19 protein-coding genes and 1 pseudogene are annotated in these 16,746 nt (G+C 70.9%); 17 read left to right on the forward strand and 3 right to left on the reverse strand.

Annotated features, from left to right (window positions below; all coding sequences use genetic code 11):
* Nucleotides 1-329: 329 nt before the first annotated feature.
* The 14 genes from ABZV31_RS05745 (at nt 330) to ABZV31_RS05810 (ending at nt 13,336) form a co-directional block, all read left to right on the forward strand.
* Nucleotides 330-1,619: a GAF domain-containing protein gene (locus tag ABZV31_RS05745; protein WP_355888559.1), complete on the forward strand. Its 1,290-nt coding sequence runs from the start codon at nt 330-332 to the stop codon at nt 1,617-1,619.
* 183 nt (nt 1,620-1,802) lie between these two features.
* Complete coding sequence (locus ABZV31_RS05750; protein WP_355888562.1) at nt 1,803-3,140, forward strand: hypothetical protein; 1,338 nt, start codon at nt 1,803-1,805, stop codon at nt 3,138-3,140.
* 51 nt (nt 3,141-3,191) lie between these two features.
* Entirely contained in the window at nt 3,192-3,764 is a 573-nt protein-coding gene (locus tag ABZV31_RS05755) for a GNAT family N-acetyltransferase (protein ID WP_355888565.1), read from the forward strand.
* Between the two features lie 127 nt (nt 3,765-3,891).
* Nucleotides 3,892-3,975, forward strand: coding sequence for a putative leader peptide (locus tag ABZV31_RS05760; RefSeq protein WP_309486338.1), 84 nt, complete (start codon nt 3,892-3,894; stop codon nt 3,973-3,975).
* 147 nt (nt 3,976-4,122) lie between these two features.
* On the forward strand, nt 4,123-5,820 hold the full coding sequence (locus tag ABZV31_RS05765; RefSeq protein ID WP_355888568.1) for a nitrite/sulfite reductase: 1,698 nt from the start codon (nt 4,123-4,125) through the stop codon (nt 5,818-5,820).
* Nucleotides 5,817-5,999: a hypothetical protein gene (locus ABZV31_RS05770; RefSeq protein WP_355888571.1), complete on the forward strand. Its 183-nt coding sequence runs from the start codon at nt 5,817-5,819 to the stop codon at nt 5,997-5,999. The genes ABZV31_RS05765 and ABZV31_RS05770 overlap by 4 nt, the downstream gene beginning before the upstream one ends.
* Complete coding sequence (locus ABZV31_RS05775) at nt 5,996-6,706, forward strand: phosphoadenylyl-sulfate reductase (RefSeq protein WP_355888574.1); 711 nt, start codon at nt 5,996-5,998, stop codon at nt 6,704-6,706. The genes ABZV31_RS05770 and ABZV31_RS05775 overlap by 4 nt, the downstream gene beginning before the upstream one ends.
* A 26-nt stretch (nt 6,707-6,732) precedes the next feature.
* The gene (gene cysC / locus ABZV31_RS05780; protein WP_355888577.1) at nt 6,733-7,269 is read left to right on the forward strand and encodes an adenylyl-sulfate kinase; all 537 of its coding nucleotides are present in this window, start codon (nt 6,733-6,735) and stop codon (nt 7,267-7,269) included.
* On the forward strand, nt 7,266-8,201 hold the full coding sequence (gene cysD / locus ABZV31_RS05785; RefSeq protein ID WP_355888580.1) for a sulfate adenylyltransferase subunit CysD: 936 nt from the start codon (nt 7,266-7,268) through the stop codon (nt 8,199-8,201). The genes cysC and cysD overlap by 4 nt, the downstream gene beginning before the upstream one ends.
* A gap of 2 nt (nt 8,202-8,203) precedes the next feature.
* Nucleotides 8,204-9,556 (forward strand): GTP-binding protein, encoded by a 1,353-nt coding sequence (locus ABZV31_RS05790; RefSeq protein ID WP_355888583.1) that lies wholly within the window; start codon nt 8,204-8,206, stop codon nt 9,554-9,556.
* A 234-nt stretch (nt 9,557-9,790) separates the two neighbouring features.
* Entirely contained in the window at nt 9,791-10,903 is a 1,113-nt protein-coding gene (locus ABZV31_RS05795; protein WP_355888586.1) for an aliphatic sulfonate ABC transporter substrate-binding protein, read from the forward strand.
* 12 nt (nt 10,904-10,915) lie between these two features.
* Nucleotides 10,916-11,719, forward strand: a complete 804-nt coding sequence (locus tag ABZV31_RS05800) for an ABC transporter ATP-binding protein (protein WP_355888589.1) — start codon at nt 10,916-10,918, stop codon at nt 11,717-11,719.
* Nucleotides 11,706-12,590: an ABC transporter permease gene (locus tag ABZV31_RS05805; RefSeq protein ID WP_355888592.1), complete on the forward strand. Its 885-nt coding sequence runs from the start codon at nt 11,706-11,708 to the stop codon at nt 12,588-12,590. Before ABZV31_RS05800 ends, ABZV31_RS05805 begins: the two co-directional genes overlap by 14 nt.
* Nucleotides 12,591-12,595: 5 nt before the next feature.
* Entirely contained in the window at nt 12,596-13,336 is a 741-nt protein-coding gene (locus tag ABZV31_RS05810; protein WP_355888594.1) for a sirohydrochlorin chelatase, read from the forward strand.
* A 396-nt stretch (nt 13,337-13,732) separates the two neighbouring features.
* On the opposite strand, the gene ABZV31_RS05815 is transcribed toward ABZV31_RS05810, so the two are convergent.
* A complete protein-coding gene (locus tag ABZV31_RS05815; RefSeq protein ID WP_355888597.1) occupies nt 13,733-14,119 on the reverse strand; it encodes a fibronectin type III domain-containing protein in 387 nt (128 codons plus the stop codon).
* Nucleotides 14,120-14,191: 72 nt separating this feature from the next.
* Complete coding sequence (locus ABZV31_RS05820) at nt 14,192-14,404, reverse strand: hypothetical protein (protein ID WP_355889052.1); 213 nt, start codon at nt 14,402-14,404, stop codon at nt 14,192-14,194.
* Here ABZV31_RS05820 and ABZV31_RS05825 point away from each other — a divergent pair.
* Together ABZV31_RS05825 and ABZV31_RS05830 are read left to right on the forward strand one after the other, a co-directional pair.
* A pseudogene (locus ABZV31_RS05825) lies at nt 14,359-14,544 on the forward strand (aldo/keto reductase); the annotation flags it as partial. The gene ABZV31_RS05820 and the pseudogene ABZV31_RS05825 overlap by 46 nt on opposite strands.
* A 34-nt stretch (nt 14,545-14,578) precedes the next feature.
* Entirely contained in the window at nt 14,579-15,448 is an 870-nt protein-coding gene (locus ABZV31_RS05830; RefSeq protein WP_355888600.1) for a transglutaminase domain-containing protein, read from the forward strand.
* Here ABZV31_RS05830 and ABZV31_RS05835 read toward each other — a convergent pair.
* Complete coding sequence (locus ABZV31_RS05835) at nt 15,414-15,965, reverse strand: DUF1697 domain-containing protein (protein ID WP_355888602.1); 552 nt, start codon at nt 15,963-15,965, stop codon at nt 15,414-15,416. The genes ABZV31_RS05830 and ABZV31_RS05835 overlap by 35 nt on opposite strands.
* Before the next feature lie 416 nt (nt 15,966-16,381).
* Between ABZV31_RS05835 and ABZV31_RS05840 the strand changes: the two genes are divergently transcribed.
* Nucleotides 16,382-16,675 (forward strand): hypothetical protein, encoded by a 294-nt coding sequence (locus ABZV31_RS05840; protein ID WP_355889055.1) that lies wholly within the window; start codon nt 16,382-16,384, stop codon nt 16,673-16,675.
* Nucleotides 16,676-16,746 lie beyond the last annotated feature (71 nt).

A 16,746-nucleotide genomic window follows, 5' to 3' on the forward strand; every position in this document is an offset into this window, starting at 1 on the left:
TGACGGCTTCCGCGGCCGGTGTCCTGACGGCTTCCGGGCACGACGCAGGGGTGGTGCTGCGCCGACACGGCACCACCCCCGCTTTTCTGGCCAGTTCGAGGCCACGAACGCCGCACGGGGCGGCGTTGGACAAGTTTCAATCACCGCACGCCTGTTCACCAGGGTTGCAAGGGGTTGCAACTTGTTGGTTTTCCGTGACCGGACTGCGCCCCTCCGTCACCGGCGCGCGGCAGTATGAAATGAAGCAGACAGGCAGGACGGGCGCCGGTGGCATGGCCAGAACACCCGCGGGAACCGGTTGTCCGTGCCCCTTCCGGCGGGAGGACCCAGTGGCGAAAGCGCCGGTGGACGTGACGCAGCTCGCCGCCGTCGACGCGGTGCAGGCGGCGCGGGTGCTCAGCAAGGTGCGCTCCGCGACGCTCGCGGGACAGCCCACGCGCATGGCCCCGCGCCCGGTGATCGGGCAGTCCTGGGAGCGCATGCTGCGCAGCGGGGTCGACCCCGACCACGACTTCCGCTCCGGGCTGCTCCCCCGCGAGGAGGTGAAGCGGCGGCGGGAGACGTCCCCGCTGCGGCACGTGCTGCCGGTCCTGCGCGAAGGGCTGCTGTCGGTCGCGGACGTCGCCCACCACATCATGGTGGTCGCCGACGCCGAGGGCCGGGTGCTGTGGCGCGAGGGCAGCCCGTCGGTCCTGCGCAAGGCCGACGGCCTCGGCTTCGAACTCGGCGCCGACTGGCGGGAGGACGTCGTCGGCACCAACGGCGTGGGCACCCCGGCGGTGGTGCGCCGGCCCGTGCAGGTCTTCGCCGCCGAGCACTTCGTACGCTCGCACGCCACGTGGACCTGCACCGGCGCCCCCGTCACGGACCCCCGCGACGGCCGGCTGCTCGGCGTGGTGGACGTCAGCGGGCCGCTGGAGACGATGCACCCGGCCACCTTGGCCTGGGTCGACTCGGTCGCCAAACTGGCCGAGGCGAAGCTGCGGGAGCGGCATCTGACCTCGCTGGAGCGGTTGCGCGCGGTCGCGGCGCCGGTGCTGGCGCGGCTGAGCGGCCGGGCGGCGGTGGTGGACCGGGACGGCTGGACCGCGGCGGTGGCCGGAATGCCCTACACCCCACGGATCGCGCTGCCCAAGTCGCCGTCGGCGGGCAGCCGGTGGCTGCCCGCGATCGGCCTGTGCTTACTGGAGCCGCTGGCGGGCGGCTGGTTGGTGCGGGCCGGCGAGGAGCCGGTGCCGCACGGTGCCGCCCGGGTCGTGCTGGACCTGGCCCGGGCACGCCGCTGGTCGGTGACCGTCTCGGGCTGCGCCGGCTCCTGTACCCATGAACTGAGCCCCCGGCACGCCGAGTTGCTCTACCTCCTGGCCGTGCACCGCACCGGCCGCAGCGCGGCGGACCTGGCCGAGGACGTCTTCGGCGATCCGGCCCGCAGGGTGACGGTGCGCGCCGAGATGTCGCGCGTACGGCGCTATCTCGGGGCGTTACTGGAGCACCGGCCGTACCGTTTCCGGGAGGACGCGGAGGTCGAGGTGCTGCTTCCGGACGACCCGCGGGATCTGCTGCCGCACTCGACGGCACCGGCGGTGACACAGGGACGCAGGGCGGCTCCCGCGCCGTGAGAGGTTTGCGTGAGGTAGCCCAAGGGGTCCCCGCGTGGTCCATGGGTGGCATCTTCCGCATATTTGCAGGGTCTTCGGCCTCCGGCGCGCCCAACTGCCGTAGCATCCCTTACGGGTCACCCCACCTGCTCCTCGGTCAACGCAAGGACCACCTGGCGCAGTTGGCCCGCCTCGGGAGGTTGTATGAAGCATCGCGGCCGACACCGCCGGCGCAGGCGGGGCAGGGTCCTGCGCGCGGTCCTGTCCGGGACCGCCCTCGCACTGACCGCCGCCGCCACCCTGATCAGCGCCTCACAGGCCACGGTCGGTGACAACCCCGGGGCCCTGAAGCCGCTCACCTCGGCCGCCGAGCTCGGCCGGCTGCGGCTGACGGAGCAGCCGGTGCCGAAGCGGTCCCTGGACCGGCTCGCCGCGGCAATGGGCAGGCCGGTCGGCGTCGGCGCGGTCCTGAGGAGCGCCGACCGCACGCTGCGCGACGCCGCCGACTGCACCCCTCAGGAGAAGAAGGCACTGCCCGTCGAACCGGCGGCCACGCGTGCGTACTGCTGGGATGCCGCCGACGCCGCCACGCACCAGTGGCAGCCGGAGTCGGTGACCACCTCGGGGGACGCCGACGACGACGGCCGGTGGGGCGCGAACCGTGTGATCCTCTCCGGCTGGACGCACAGCGGCGGCAGCGGCGCCGACCGCGGTCCGGCCAGGGTGGCCTTCGTGAACGCGAACGACCCCGAACACCTCACCTACACCTGGGCGCTGCTCGTGGTCCCCATCGACGGCGGGCGTGACTACCGGGGGCTCGTCTCGCACATGTCGGGCATGGTCTGGTACCAGGACAAGCTGCTGGTCACCACCTCCGGCGGTGAGCGCGACGCGCTGTACGTCTACGACCTGCACCGCATCCAGCGCGCCGACGTCGACAGCGACGCGATCGGCCGGGTGCCCGGCGGCTGGTCGGCGCACGGGTACCGGTGGGTGCTGCCCGCCGTCGCCTCCTACCGCCCGGCCGGCGGGAGGTGCGACCGCGCGACCGGGTCCGCGGCCCCCTGTCCCGAGGGCCTCTCCCTCGACCGCAGCTCCGCGCCCGACAGCCTGGTCGCGAGCGAGACGGTGCCCGCGGGCAGCGCCCGGCACACGCGCCTGTGGCGCTACTTCTTCAGCAGGGATCCCGCTCGCTCGGGGCTCCTGGCCGCCGACTCCGCCGGGACCGTGGTCGCGGACGAGGCCTACGAGACGAAGGCCGACGGCGTACGGGGCGTGCTGTCGCACCGGACGGGTAGGTCCGCTCGGACCGACTGGTACCTGGGCCGGGCCTCCGGCACGCAGGGCGGGCACGGCACACTGTGGCGGCAGGACGTACGGGGCGCGAAGGCGACGCACTGCGGTTCCGGGGGCGCGCACCGCTGCTGGGGGGACGGCACCGGGTCCCTGTCGTACTGGGAGCAGACCGGCGAGGTCTGGTCGCTGTCGGGGCGGGTGCTGTTCGCGCTGCCGCTGTCGTCGGTCGACCGGGCGCTGGGGTAGCCGGGGTCCCTCGATCGACAGGACGCCGGGGCGGATGATTCCCTGACCGGCATGACGAACATCGCCGTGACCACCTGGTCCCTGGAGCAGACCGCCCCGACCGACCTCCTCCCGGCCGCCGCACCCGAGGGCGACGTCCGGATCGTCCGCTCCGAGGTGCCCTCGCCCGAGTTCAGCCGCTTCCTGTACACGTCGGTCGGCGGCGACATCCGCTGGACGGAGCGGCTCGGCTGGACGTACGCGCGGTGGCAGGAGTACCTGGAGCGTCCGGGTGTCGAGACATGGGTCGCCTACGACCGGGGCACGCCGGCGGGTTACGTCGAACTGGAACTCCAGGACGACGGGGTCGTGGAGATCGTCTACTTCGGGCTGATCCCCGCCTTCCGCGGCCGGCGCATCGGCGGACACCTGTTGTCGTACGGCGCCGCACGCGCCTGGGACCTCGCCGACCGCTGGCCGGGGCTGGCGCCGACGAAGCGGGTGTGGCTGCATACGTGCAGCAAGGACGGCGAGCACGCGATGGACAACTATCTGCGCCGCGGCTTCAAGCTCTTCGACACCAAGGTCGAGGAGGAGCCGGAGGTGCCGACTCCGGGTCCCTGGCCGGGGGCGTACCCCGCCTGACCTGGGCAGCCCGGGCCACTTCCAAAGCGTGTGACCGGCGACACCCTTGTTCCGCATTCCGGGACAAGGGTGTCCGCATGATGGACGAAGCTGGACTGTGTCCAGATCGCCGTGACACGCTGCCGTCATGTCTGGAACTGGAATCGCCTTGGTGAGTCGACGGCACGTCGACCTCGGCCGCATGTCCAGCGCCATCTGTCCGGCGAGCTGAGCAACACCCCTAGTGGCCTCCGGTCACGGGCAGCACCGCCGCACCCCCCGCCTTTTGCCTGCTGCGCAACGACGCGCACGTATGCCTCGATGCGCACCAACACGCAGGTCAGAGCCGCTTCCCGCCTGTCCCGAAGGACGTACAACCATGGCCGCCACCCCGCCGAACCCTGCCGCCGCGACTCCCCGCCGCAAGGTGAGCCGTCACCGCGGTGAGGGTCAGTGGGCCGTGGGTCACTTCACCCCGCTCAACGGCAACGAACAGTTCAAGAAGGACGACGACGGTCTCAATGTGCGGACACGCATTGAGACGATCTACTCCAAGCGGGGCTTCGACTCGATCGACCCCAACGACCTGCGCGGCCGCATGCGCTGGTGGGGCCTGTACACCCAGCGCAAGCCCGGGATCGACGGCGGCAAGACCGCGGTGCTGGAGCCGGAGGAGCTGGACGACCGCTACTTCATGATGCGCGTCCGCATCGACGGCGGCCGTCTCACCACCCAGCAGCTGCGCGTCATCGGGGAGATCTCGCAGGAGTTCGCGCGCGGCACCGCCGACATCACCGACCGGCAGAACGTCCAGTACCACTGGATCCGGATCGAGGACGTGCCCGAGATCTGGAACCGGCTGGAGGCCGTGGGCCTGTCCACGGTCACCGCCTGCGGCGACACCCCCCGCGTGATGCTCGGCTCCCCGGTCGCCGGCATCGCCGAGGACGAGATCATCGACGCCACCCCCGCCCTGGAGGAGATGAAGCGCCGCGTCCTGGGCAACAAGGCGTATTCGAACCTCCCCCGGAAGTTCAAGACGGCCATCTCCGGCTCGCCCCTGCTGGACGTGGTCCACGAGATCAACGACGTCGCGTTCGTCGGCGTCCGGCACCCCGAGCACGGGCCCGGCTTCGACCTGTGGGTCGGCGGCGGCCTGTCCACCAACCCCAAGCTCGGCGTACGGCTGGGTGCCTGGGTGCCGCTGGAGGAGGTCCCGGACGTCTACGAGGGCGTCCTGTCGATCTTCCGTGACTACGGCTACCGCCGGCTGCGCAACCGGGCCCGCCTGAAGTTCCTCGTCGCCGACTGGGGCGCGGAGAAGTTCCGTCAGGTGCTGGAGGACGAGTACCTGGGGCGCAAGCTGGTCGACGGTCCCGCTCCCGAGCAGCCCGTCCAGCAGTGGCGCGACCACGTCGGTGTCCACCGCCAGAAGGACGGCCGCTACTACGTCGGTTTCGCCCCGCGCGTCGGCCGTGTCGACGGCACCACGCTCACGAAGATCGCCGAACTCGCCGAGGCGCACGGCTCGGGCCGGGTCCGCACCACCGTCGAGCAGAAGATGATCATCCTCGATGTCGAGGAGTCCCAGGTCGACTCCCTGGTCGAGGGCCTGGAGGCGCTGGACCTCACCGCCCGGCCGTCCTCGTTCCGGCGCGGCACCATGGCCTGCACCGGCATCGAGTTCTGCAAGCTCGCCATCGTCGAGACCAAGCAGCGCGGCTCGGCGCTGATCGACGAACTGGAGCGCCGCCTGCCGGACTTCGACGAGCCGATCACCATCAACCTCAACGGCTGCCCGAACGCCTGCGCCCGTATCCAGGTCGCGGACATCGGTCTCAAGGGCCAGCTGGTCCTCAACGACAAGGGCGAACAGGTCGAGGGCTTCCAGGTGCACCTCGGTGGCGCGCTCGGTCTGGAGGCCGGGTTCGGCCGCAAGGTCCGCGGTCTGAAGGTCACCTCCGAGGAGCTGCCGGACTACATCGAGCGCGTCCTGAAGCGGTACCAGGCGGAGCGCGAGGAAGGCGAGCGGTTCGCCACCTGGGTCGCGCGGGCGTCCGAGGAGGCGCTGTCGTGAGCGAGCGGGCCGCCCCCTTCTACTGCCCCTACTGCGGGGAGGAGGACCTGCGCCCCAACGAGCAGGGCCACGGCGCCTGGGAATGCGCGGCGTGCAACCGGGCCTTCCAGTTGAAGTTCCTCGGGCTGCTGGCCCGGGGGCTTCAGCGAGCCGACAACGGAGGGGACGACCAGATATGACGACGGCTCAGGAAGAGTGTACGGCTGAGGAGTTGAAGGCGCTGGCCGAGCGGGCCGGCCGTGAGCTGGAGGACGCCTCCGCGCTGGAGATCCTCCAGTGGGCGGCCGAGACCTTCGGTAAGCGCTTCTGCGTGACCTCGTCCATGGAGGACGCGGTGGTCGCCCACCTCGCCTCCCGTGCCATGCCCGGCGTGGACGTCGTGTTCCTCGACACCGGCTACCACTTCCCGGAGACCATCGGCACCCGCGACGCGGTCGAGGCCGTGATGGACGTCAACGTCATCACGCTCACGCCGAAGCAGACGGTCGCCGAGCAGGACGCCGAGTACGGCCCGCAGCTGCACGACCGCGACCCCGACCTGTGCTGCAAGCTGCGCAAGGTGCAGCCCCTGGAGGAGGGCCTGAAGGGCTACCAGGCCTGGGCGACCGGCCTGCGCCGCGACGAGTCCCCCACCCGGGCGAACACCCCGGTCGTCGGCTGGGACGAGAAGCGGCAGAAGGTCAAGATCTCCCCGATCGCCCGCTGGACCCAGGACGACGTGGACGCGTACGTCGCCGAACACGGCGTCCTCACCAACCCACTGCTGATGGACGGCTACGGCTCCGTCGGCTGCGCCCCCTGCACCCGCCGTCTGCTGGAGGGCGAGGACGCGCGCGCCGGCCGCTGGGCGGGGCGCGCCAAGACCGAGTGCGGGCTGCACGGCTGACCATGACACAGATTCAGGAGACACACGTGACGACCGGAGCCACCGTCTGGCTCACGGGTCTGCCGAGTGCCGGCAAGACCACCATCGCGTACGAGCTGGCCGGCCGGCTCCGCGAGGAGGGCCACCGCGTCGAGGTGCTCGACGGCGACGAGATCCGCGAGTTCATCTCCGCGGGCCTCGGCTTCAGCCGCGAGGACCGGCACACCAACGTGCAGCGCATCGGCTTCGTCGCCGAACTGCTCGCCCGCAACGGCGTCAAGGCGCTGGTCCCGGTGATCGCGCCGTACGCCGACAGCCGCGACGCGGTGCGCAAGCGCCACGAGGAGAACGGGACGGCGTACCTGGAGGTGCACGTGGCGACCCCGGTCGAGGTGTGCTCGGTGCGCGATGTGAAGGGCCTGTATGCCAAGCAGGCCGCCGGCGAGCTGACGGGGCTCACCGGGGTCGACGACCCGTACGAGGAGCCCGTCTCGCCCGATCTGCGGATCGAGTCGCAGCACCAGAGCGTGCAGGAGTCCGCGGCGTCCGTGTACGCGCTGCTCAGCGAAAGGGGACTGGCATGACGACCGTCGCCAAGGCCGAGGAGGGCACGGACAGCCCGTACGCCCTCTCCCACCTGGACGCGCTGGAGTCCGAGGCGGTGCACATCTTCCGCGAAGTGGCGGGCGAGTTCGAGCGGCCGGTGATCCTCTTCTCCGGCGGCAAGGACTCCATCGTCATGCTGCACCTGGCGCTGAAGGCGTTCGCCCCGGCCCCGGTGCCCTTCTCGCTGCTGCACGTGGACACCGGGCACAACTTCCCGGAGGTCATCGACTACCGCGACCGCACGGTGGCCAAGCACAACCTGCGGCTGCATGTCGCCTCCGTGCAGGACTACATCGACCGTGGCGTGCTCAAGGAACGCCCGGACGGGACGCGCAACCCGCTGCAGACGCTGCCGCTGACGGAGAAGATCCAGTCGGAGCGGTTCGACGCGGTCTTCGGCGGCGGCCGCCGGGACGAGGAGAAGGCGCGGGCGAAGGAGCGGGTGTTCTCCCTGCGGGACGAGTTCTCGCAGTGGGACCCGCGCCGGCAGCGGCCCGAGCTGTGGAACCTGTACAACGGGCGGCACGCGCCGGGCGAGCACGTGCGCGTGTTCCCGCTGTCCAACTGGACCGAGCTGGACGTCTGGCAGTACATCGCCCGCGAGGGCATCGAGCTGCCGGAGATCTACTTCGCGCACGAGCGGGAGGTCTTCCAGCGCAACGGCATGTGGCTGACCGCCGGTGAGTGGGGCGGCCCCAAGGACGGCGAGACCGTCGAGAAGCGTCTCGTGCGCTACCGCACGGTCGGCGACATGTCCTGCACCGGCGCCGTCGACTCCGACGCGGTGACGCTGGACCAGGTCATCGCGGAGATCGCCGCCTCCCGCCTGACGGAGCGCGGCGCCACCCGCGCCGACGACAAGCTCTCCGAGGCCGCGATGGAAGACCGCAAGCGCGAGGGGTACTTCTAGCCATGACCAGCACCACCGAACCCACCGAGCCGCTGTCGGTCGAGCAGCTGTCGGCGACCACCCTGCTGCGGTTCGCCACCGCCGGCTCGGTCGACGACGGCAAGTCCACACTCGTCGGCCGCTTGCTGCACGACTCCAAGTCGGTCCTCGCCGACCAGCTGGAGGCCGTGGAGCGCGCCTCGGCGAGCCGCGGCCAGGAGGGCCCGGATCTCGCGCTGCTGACGGACGGCCTGCGCGCCGAGCGCGAGCAGGGCATCACCATCGACGTGGCCTACCGCTACTTCGCGACCCCGCGCCGCCGGTTCATCCTGGCCGACACGCCGGGCCACGTGCAGTACACGCGGAACATGGTCACCGGCGCCTCGACCGCCGAGCTGACGGTGATCCTGGTCGACGCCCGCAACGGCGTCGTCGAGCAGACCCGCCGCCACGCCGCGATCGCCGCGCTGCTGCGCGTGCCGCACGTGGTCCTGGCCGTCAACAAGATGGACCTGGTCGACTACGAGGAGTCCGTGTTCGCCGCGATCGCCGAGGAGTTCACGGCGTACGCGACCGAGCTGGGCGTTCCGGAGGTCACCGCGATCCCGATCTCAGCGCTCGAGGGCGACAACGTCGTGGAACCGTCCGCGAACATGGACTGGTACGGCGGCCCGACCGTCCTGGAACACCTGGAGACGGTCCCGGTCAGCCACGACCTGACGCACTGCCACGCGCGCCTGCCCGTGCAGTACGTGATCCGACCGCAGACCGCGGAGCACCCGGACTACCGGGGCTACGCCGGCCAGATCGCCGCCGGAACCTTCCGGGTCGGCGAGGAGGTCACGGTCCTGCCGTCCGGTCGTACGTCGAAGATCTCCGGCATCGACCTGCTGGGCCGGCCGGTCGACGTGGCGTGGACCCCGCAGTCGGTGACGCTCCTGCTCGAGGACGACATCGACATCTCGCGCGGCGATCTGATCGTGCCGAGCAAGGACGCGCCGGCCACCACCCAGGACGTCGAGGCGACCGTGTGCCACGTCGCCGACCAGGCGCTGACCGTCGGCCACCGGGTGCTGCTCAAGCACGGCACCCGCACGGTGAAGGCGATCGTCAAGGACATCCCGTCCCGGCTGACCCTGGACGACCTGTCCCTGCACCCGCACCCGGGAGAGCTCGTCGCCAACGACATCGGCCGGGTGAAGATCCGCACCGCCGAGCCGCTGCCGCTCGACTCCTACGCCGACTCGCGCCGCACCGGTTCGTTCATCCTGATCGACCCCAACGACGGCACCACGCTGACCGCGGGCATGGTCGGCGAGTCGTTCGCCGCTCCGAAGCCGGTCAAGGACGACGCCGACGACGGGTGGGACTTCTGAGTATGGAGATCACCGACTTCTACTCGACGTTCGCCAAGGAGGGCGGCCGTGTCGGCGGCGGCGCCCTCGGCAGCGGACAGGGCGGAGTGGCCCGATGTGTGCGCTGACGTACGCGCACTGCCCGCGCGCCCTGTCCCCCCACCGGACGTCCCCGAAGCGACGAAGACCCCTGCCGAACTCCCGGCCACGACCTGAAAGACCGTGACCGCCGGGCCAACGAGAGGAACACCTCCCGTGCCTGCCAACCGCTCGTCCCTGCTTCGCCGCGGTCTGGCCGTGGCCGCCGCTCTTCCCCTCCTCACGCTCGCCGCCTGCGGCTACGGCTCCCAGGCCAAGGACGACTCGTCCAACCAGAAGGTCGCCGCCGGGGCCAAGAAGATCGACGGCCTCGACTCCGTGAAGATCGGCTACTTCGGCAACCTGACCCACGCGACCGCGCTCGTGGGCCGCCAGAAGGGCTTCTTCCAGAAGGAGCTGGGCGCCACCAAGGCCCAGTACGCGACCTTCAACGCCGGCCCCTCCGAGATCGAGGCCCTCAACTCCGGCTCCATCGACATCGGCTGGATCGGCCCGTCCCCGGCGATCAACGGCTACACGAAGTCCGACGGGAAGAGCCTCAAGATCATCGGCGGTGCGGCGTCCGGTGGCGTGAAGCTGGTCGTCAACCCGAAGAAGATCACGTCCCTCAAGGACGTCAAGGGCAAGAGGATCGCCACGCCTCAGCTCGGCAACACGCAGGACGTGGCGTTCCTCAACTGGGTCGCCGACCAGGGCTGGAAGGTCGATGCGCAGAGCGGCAAGGGTGACGTCACGGTCGTCCGCAGCGACAACAAGGTGACCCCGGACGCCTTCAAGGCCGCTTCCGTCGACGGTGCCTGGGTGCCGGAGCCGACCGCCTCCAAGCTGGTCGCCGAGGGCGGCAAGGTGCTGCTCGACGAGGCCTCGCTGTGGCCGGACAAGAAGTTCGTGATCACGAACATCATCGTGCGCCAGAGCTTCCTCAAGGATCACCCGAAGGTCGTCGAGGCCGTGCTGAAGGCCTCGGTCGAGACCAACAAGTGGATCAAGGCCAACCCGGACGAGGCGAAGGCCGCGGCGAACAAGCGGCTCGAGGCGGACTCCGGCAAGGCGCTGCCCGCGAAGGTCCTCGACCCGGCGTGGCAGTCGATCCAGATCACCAACGACCCCCTGGCCGCCACCCTCAACACCGAGGCGGAGCACGCGGTCAAGGCCGGTCTGCTGGACAAGCCCGACCTGAAGGGCATCTACGACCTCACGATCCTCAACAAGGTCCTCAAGGCCGAGGGCGAGACCACCGTTTCCGACGCCGGTCTCGGCGCCAGCTGACGCACGACCCCGATGATTACCCAGGAGGTGACGACCATGGCCACGACCCTCGCCAAGGCCGACGAGTCGGTTGAGCACGCGGCTCGCCTTGAGCATGTCTCGAAGTCCTTCGCGGGACCTGGCGGGCAGCAGCTCGTGCTGGACGACATCAGCCTCGATGTCGCGCCCGGCGAGTTCGTCACCCTCCTGGGGGCCTCGGGCTGCGGCAAGTCCACGCTGCTGAACCTGGTGGCGGGCCTCGACCGGCCCACCGCCGGCTCCATCACGACGGACGGCCGCCCGGCTCTGATGTTCCAGGAGCACGCCCTGTTCCCGTGGCTGACCGCGGGCAAGAACATCGAACTCGCCCTGAAGCTCAGGGGGGTTGCCAAGCCCGAGCGGCGCGGCAAGGCCGAGGAGCTGCTGGAACTCGTGCGGCTGAGGGGCGCGTACGGCAAGCGGGTGCACGAGCTTTCGGGTGGTATGCGTCAGCGCGTGGCGATGGCCCGCGCGCTCGCGCAGGAGAGCAACCTGCTGCTGATGGACGAGCCGTTCGCGGCCCTCGACGCCATCACCCGGGACGTGCTGCACGACGAGCTCACCCGGATCTGGCAGGAGACCGGGCTGTCCGTCCTGTTCGTCACGCACAACGTGCGCGAGGCGGTGCGGCTCGCCCAGCGCGTCGTTCTGCTGTCCTCCCGTCCGGGCCGGGTGGCCCGGGAGTGGACGGTGGACATTCCGCAGCCGCGCCGCATCGAGGACGCCCCCGTGGCGGAACTGTCCATCGAGATCACCGAAGTACTGCGGGGGGAGATCCGTCGCCATGGCCAGCACTGAGACGAAGACGGCTCAGGACGCCGCGAGCGTCGAGGCGGGCCTCGACGCACTGGAGGTCGCCGTCACGGGCCGTCCGCCCTTCCGGCAGACCTTCGTGAACAAGATCCTGCCGCCGATCGTCGCGATCGCGGTGGTCCTCGTGGTCTGGCAGACCCTGATATCCCTCAAGATCGTCACCGATCCCACCAAGCTCCCCTCCCCGTCCGCTGTGTGGCACACGGTCCAAAACGCCTGGCTGCAGGGCACACTGCTCGACTACATCTGGACCAGCGTCTCGCGTGGTCTGCTGGGCTTCTTCTTCGCGCTGATCATCGGCACCCCGCTGGGGCTGCTGGTGGCCCGGGTGAAGTTCGTGCGCGCGGCCATCGGGCCGATCCTGTCCGGCCTGCAGTCGCTGCCGTCGGTGGCGTGGGTGCCGCCGGCCGTCATCTGGCTGGGTCTGAACAACTCGATGATGTACGCGGTGATCCTGCTCGGCGCCGTCCCCTCGATCGCCAACGGCCTGGTGTCCGGCGTCGACCAGGTGCCGCCGCTGTTCCTGCGGGCGGGCCGCACCATGGGCGCCACGGGCCTGAAGGGCACCTGGCACATCGTGCTGCCGGCCGCGCTCCCCGGCTACGTGGCGGGTCTGAAGCAGGGCTGGGCGTTCTCGTGGCGCTCGCTCATGGCCGCGGAGATCATCGCCTCCTTCCCCGATCTCGGCGTGGGTCTTGGCCAGTTGCTGGAGAACGGCCGCAACGCCAGCGACATGGCCATGGTCTTCGAGGCCATCCTGCTCATCCTGATCGTCGGCATCGCCATCGACCTGCTGATCTTCAGCCCGCTGGAGCGGTGGGTGCTACGCAGCCGCGGTCTCCTCGTCAAGGGCTGACCCCCATGCACCAGCAGCCGGTTCTGCTCGTCATCGCCCACGGCAGCCGCGACCCGCGGCACGCCGCGACCGTGCACGCCCTCGTCCGGCGGGTGCGGTCGATGCGGCCCGGCCTGCGCGTGGAGACCGGCTTCCTGGACTTCAACGTCCCCTCCGTGCACGGGGTGCTGGAGTCGCTGGCGGCGGAGGGGGTGCGCGACGTGGTGTCCCTGCCGCTGCTGCTGACGCGTGCCTTCCATGCGAAGGCGGACATCCCGGCGGTCCTGCGGGAGGCGCCGTCGCGGCTGCGGATCCGGCAGGCGGAGGTGCTGGGCCCGTCCCCACTGCTGCTCGACGCCCTCGAACGGCGTCTGTACGAGGCGGGGCTGACGCCCGCCGACAAGTCCTCGACCGGGGTCGTGCTGGCCTCGGCGGGGTCCACCGACCCGGAGGCGATCGCAGTGATCGCAGATATCGCGCGGGAGTGGCGGCACACCGGTTGGTGCGCCGTGCGGCCTGCGTTCGCCTCCGCATCCCTTCCACGCACCGAGGACGCGGTGCGCGAACTGCGGGCGCTGGGCTGCGAGAAGGTCGCGGTGGCGCCGTACGTCCTGGCCCCCGGCTTCCTGCCGGACCGCATCGCGCGGGGCGCGGCGGAGGCGGACGTCCTCGCCGACGTGCTGGGTCCGGCACCAGAGGTGGCGCGGGTGCTGCTGGAGCGGTACGACGCGGCGCGGACGCCGGTACTGGCCGCCGTGGGCGCCTGAGGCCACGGCCGCACGCGGCCGCCCCCGCAGCACGACGGCTTTACGGACGCCCAACAGCCTTTCCGGTGCCTGCGCTTGACGTTCGCGGATGCCGCCACCAACAGCACGGTCCGGCCCCTGGTCTCGGTGACCGCCATCCGGCACGGCACGGCGGGCTGGGCGGCGCCGGGCTCCTGTTCGCGCCGGCCGGGCTCACGGTGCGTCCCGCCGTGCGCTGGGCGGGACGGGACGGAGAGTGGCGGGGAGGGTTTCCGGCCTCGGCCCCGGTCCGCGGCCCGGCACTCCCCCGTGGTGCCGGTCCGCGGACGGGCCTACCACTGCCCGCCGGAGGTCGACGTGCCGTGGCCGGCTCTTACGTCAGCGTCCGGCAGGACGTACATGTCACGGCACGGCCGTTCAGGCCCCGGTCGTCGCCGTGACCGTCGCCGCCGGTCCCGTGCCCGCCGCCGTCACCGCCGAGATGGTCACGGTGTACGACCGGCCGGGCTTCAGGCCGCCGATCACCCGGAACATGCCCTTGGCGGAGGGCTGGGTGACCAGGACGTCCCGGCCGGTCACGTCGATCGGATCCCGGCCGTCGGAGACCGTCACGCGGTAGCCGACGACCTTGGCGTCGCCCGTCGCCGTCGGCGGGGTCCAGCCGACGGTGGCCGCCGTGGCTGCCGTACGCAGCTTGGGGCTCGTCGGCGCGCCGGGCAGGACGCTCGCGGCCGTCGGGGTCAGGGACGCCGAGGCGAGGGACGGGACGCTGCTGCCATAGGCGTTGCTCGCGGTAACCGTCACGGTGAACGGGCCACCGGACGACGGCAGTTAGGCCGATGCGCAGCAGCGCGGTCCGCTGGAACTCGGCGGCGGTCACGGCCGCTTCACCCACCTGCCAGCCCGACGCGTCGTACACATCTGCATGTAGTCGAAGATCAGGTTGTTGCGGACGGCGTTGTCGTGACTGGTCGCCGGGTCGCCGATCTTGTCGGGCCAGCCGCCCCAGCCCAGGGAGATCGCCGAGTAGCCGACGTGGTCGATCTGAGATCGCCGCCGCGCACGATGCCACCGCGGGGCAGATCGCACTGGCCTGGCTGCTGCACCGTTCCCCGGTGCTCTGCCCGACGCCGGGCACGGGCACGCTCGCCCATCTGGAGGAGAACCTGGACGCCGGTGCCCTGCGGCTCTCCCCTGCCGAGCTGTCCCGGTTGGATGCCCTGGGTTGACCTTGCCCCTGGGGCAGGGCCGAGAGTTCTGGGCATGGACGACTTCCACCTGAAGCAGACGCCGTACAGCGATCCGGGGGACCTGGACGTCAGCGACCTGCCGCGTGACGTGGGGGAGCTCGCTCGCGTCGTACGAGACGTGATCATCCACCGGGGCGAGGGCGAGTGCTTCGGCTACGCCATCCCCGAGCAGCGGCTGCACGAGGACGCCGAGTCGCGGTACGTCACCGAGCTGCTGCGCATCCTGCGCGAGCGCGGGGACACGCCGCTCACCGAGCGACGGCCGCCCGAGGAGCGCTTCGTGGGCACCTGCCGGGACTTCGCGCTGCTGCACTGCTCGCTGCTGCGGGCCACGGGGACGCCCGCGCGGATCCGCTGCGACTTCGCGACGTACTTCAACGACGGTTTCCACGACGACCACTGGGTCACCGAGTACCGGACGCGCGAGGGGAGTTGGCGGCTGGCCGATTTGCAGGTCCACCACGGGTACGACGTGGACTTCGACCCCATGGACGTACCGCGGGACCGGTTCCTGGTGGCCGGGGACGCCTGGCGGGCCTGCCGCGAGGGGCGGACCGACCCGCGGACGTTCGGCGTGACGGGGCTCGACTGGGTCAGGGGGCTGTGGTTCGTACGCGCCGACGTCCAGCGCGACCTGGCCGCGCTGCACGGCGTCGAGCTGCTCCCCTGGGACGCCTGGGGCCCCGAGATCCTGGACGACGCCTCCCTCACCGAGGAGGACCTCGCGCTGGTCGACATGGTCGCCGCCGCCCGCTCCGAGGACGAGCTGCACCGGCTGTACGAGGATCCGCGCCTGACCGTGCCGGACGTGATCACCTCCTACACCACCTACACCGGCATACGCAAAGTCACCCTCCCTCAGCCGTCAACTCGACCAGCTTGACGACGGTGTTCCAGTTCCGGGTGGTGGCGACCACCCCCTTGTTCAGCCGGGGCTTGGACAGATGCTCGGCAAGCTTGGAGCGGCCGAGGCCGTTCGGCGCGTACAGGTACAGCGCCCGGTCGCCTATCCGGAACTCCTCGGGGAGAAAGGCGGCCCGGTCGATCTCCGCGAAGCGCGCCTCGTCGACGGGGGCGGAGAAGAACGTGACGTGCAGCTGTTTGGCCTCCAGCTCGGCGGCCGGGAACGGGCAGGCCCCGGCGATCGCCTTCAGATAGGCGTGGTCGCGCACGATCACGTCCACAGAGAAGCCGAACCGCTCCTCGATCGCCTCCGTGAGCTGTGCCGCCAGGGACTCCTCGTCGCCCTGCCCGGAGGCGAAGACGGCCTGGCCGCTCTGGAGATAGGTGCGGACGCCGTCGTGGCCGAGCCCCTCCATGAGGGTGCGCAGCTCGGCCATCGGGACCTTCTTGCTGCCACCCACGTTGATTCCGCGCAGCAGCGCCGCATACGTCGTCATCCGCACACCTTAAGCGGCCGTCATACGTCGTCATCCGCACACCATAAAGCGGCCGTCGTGCCCCGTGGGGGTGGGCACGACGGCCGCCGACCGTGGGGTGGGGGTGGACGAAACCCTTGCCGATCGTGCCCCGCGGATCAACTCCTACACGCAGCTGTGACTTGTTCAACAAGGTTTCGTAATAACAAAGCCGAGCGCTCCCGGCGGAACGGACACCCTGATCATCCCCCCCCCGAGAAGCCCGGACAGTTGTAAGGGGCCGCTGTCCTCCTCGGAGGAGCCGGGGTCCGAGGGGAGGACCCGCGCCCGCGGCACTTCACCGGACAGCACGACGAGACGTCCTTGTCCCGCCCACACCGTCGAAGCGGAAGGTGGCGGCAGCGGGCTGCCACCGCACACGAGGGAGCAAGCCCGTCATGGGGAACGGAGAATCGCGGGTGCGGGGCCTCGCCGCCCGGGCCGGCGGCTTGAGCGCCCGGCACCGATGGGCGGCGGTCGGCATATGGGTGCTGTTCGTCGTCCTGGCGATGGGGCTCGGTTCGGCGGCGGGCGGGGTGGATGTCAAGGACAGTGACCGGCTCAAGCGGAGCATGTCGGCGTTGCCGAACTGGTCGACGGCCTGCGGTACGGCGGGGACGTGGCTCCCCGGGCCGGTCAGGGCACCACGGCGGCTACGCACCCGCTGGGAGTACGTGCAGCCCCGGCCGTGACCGGAGACGAAGATCGCGTCGCAAGCTGCCACGGACGTCACGCCGGGCCGGTCCGGCGGTGACGGACAACG

The sequence above is a fragment of the Streptomyces sp. NPDC005202 genome (assembly GCF_040608235.1).
GTDB lineage: Bacteria > Actinomycetota > Actinomycetes > Streptomycetales > Streptomycetaceae > Streptomyces.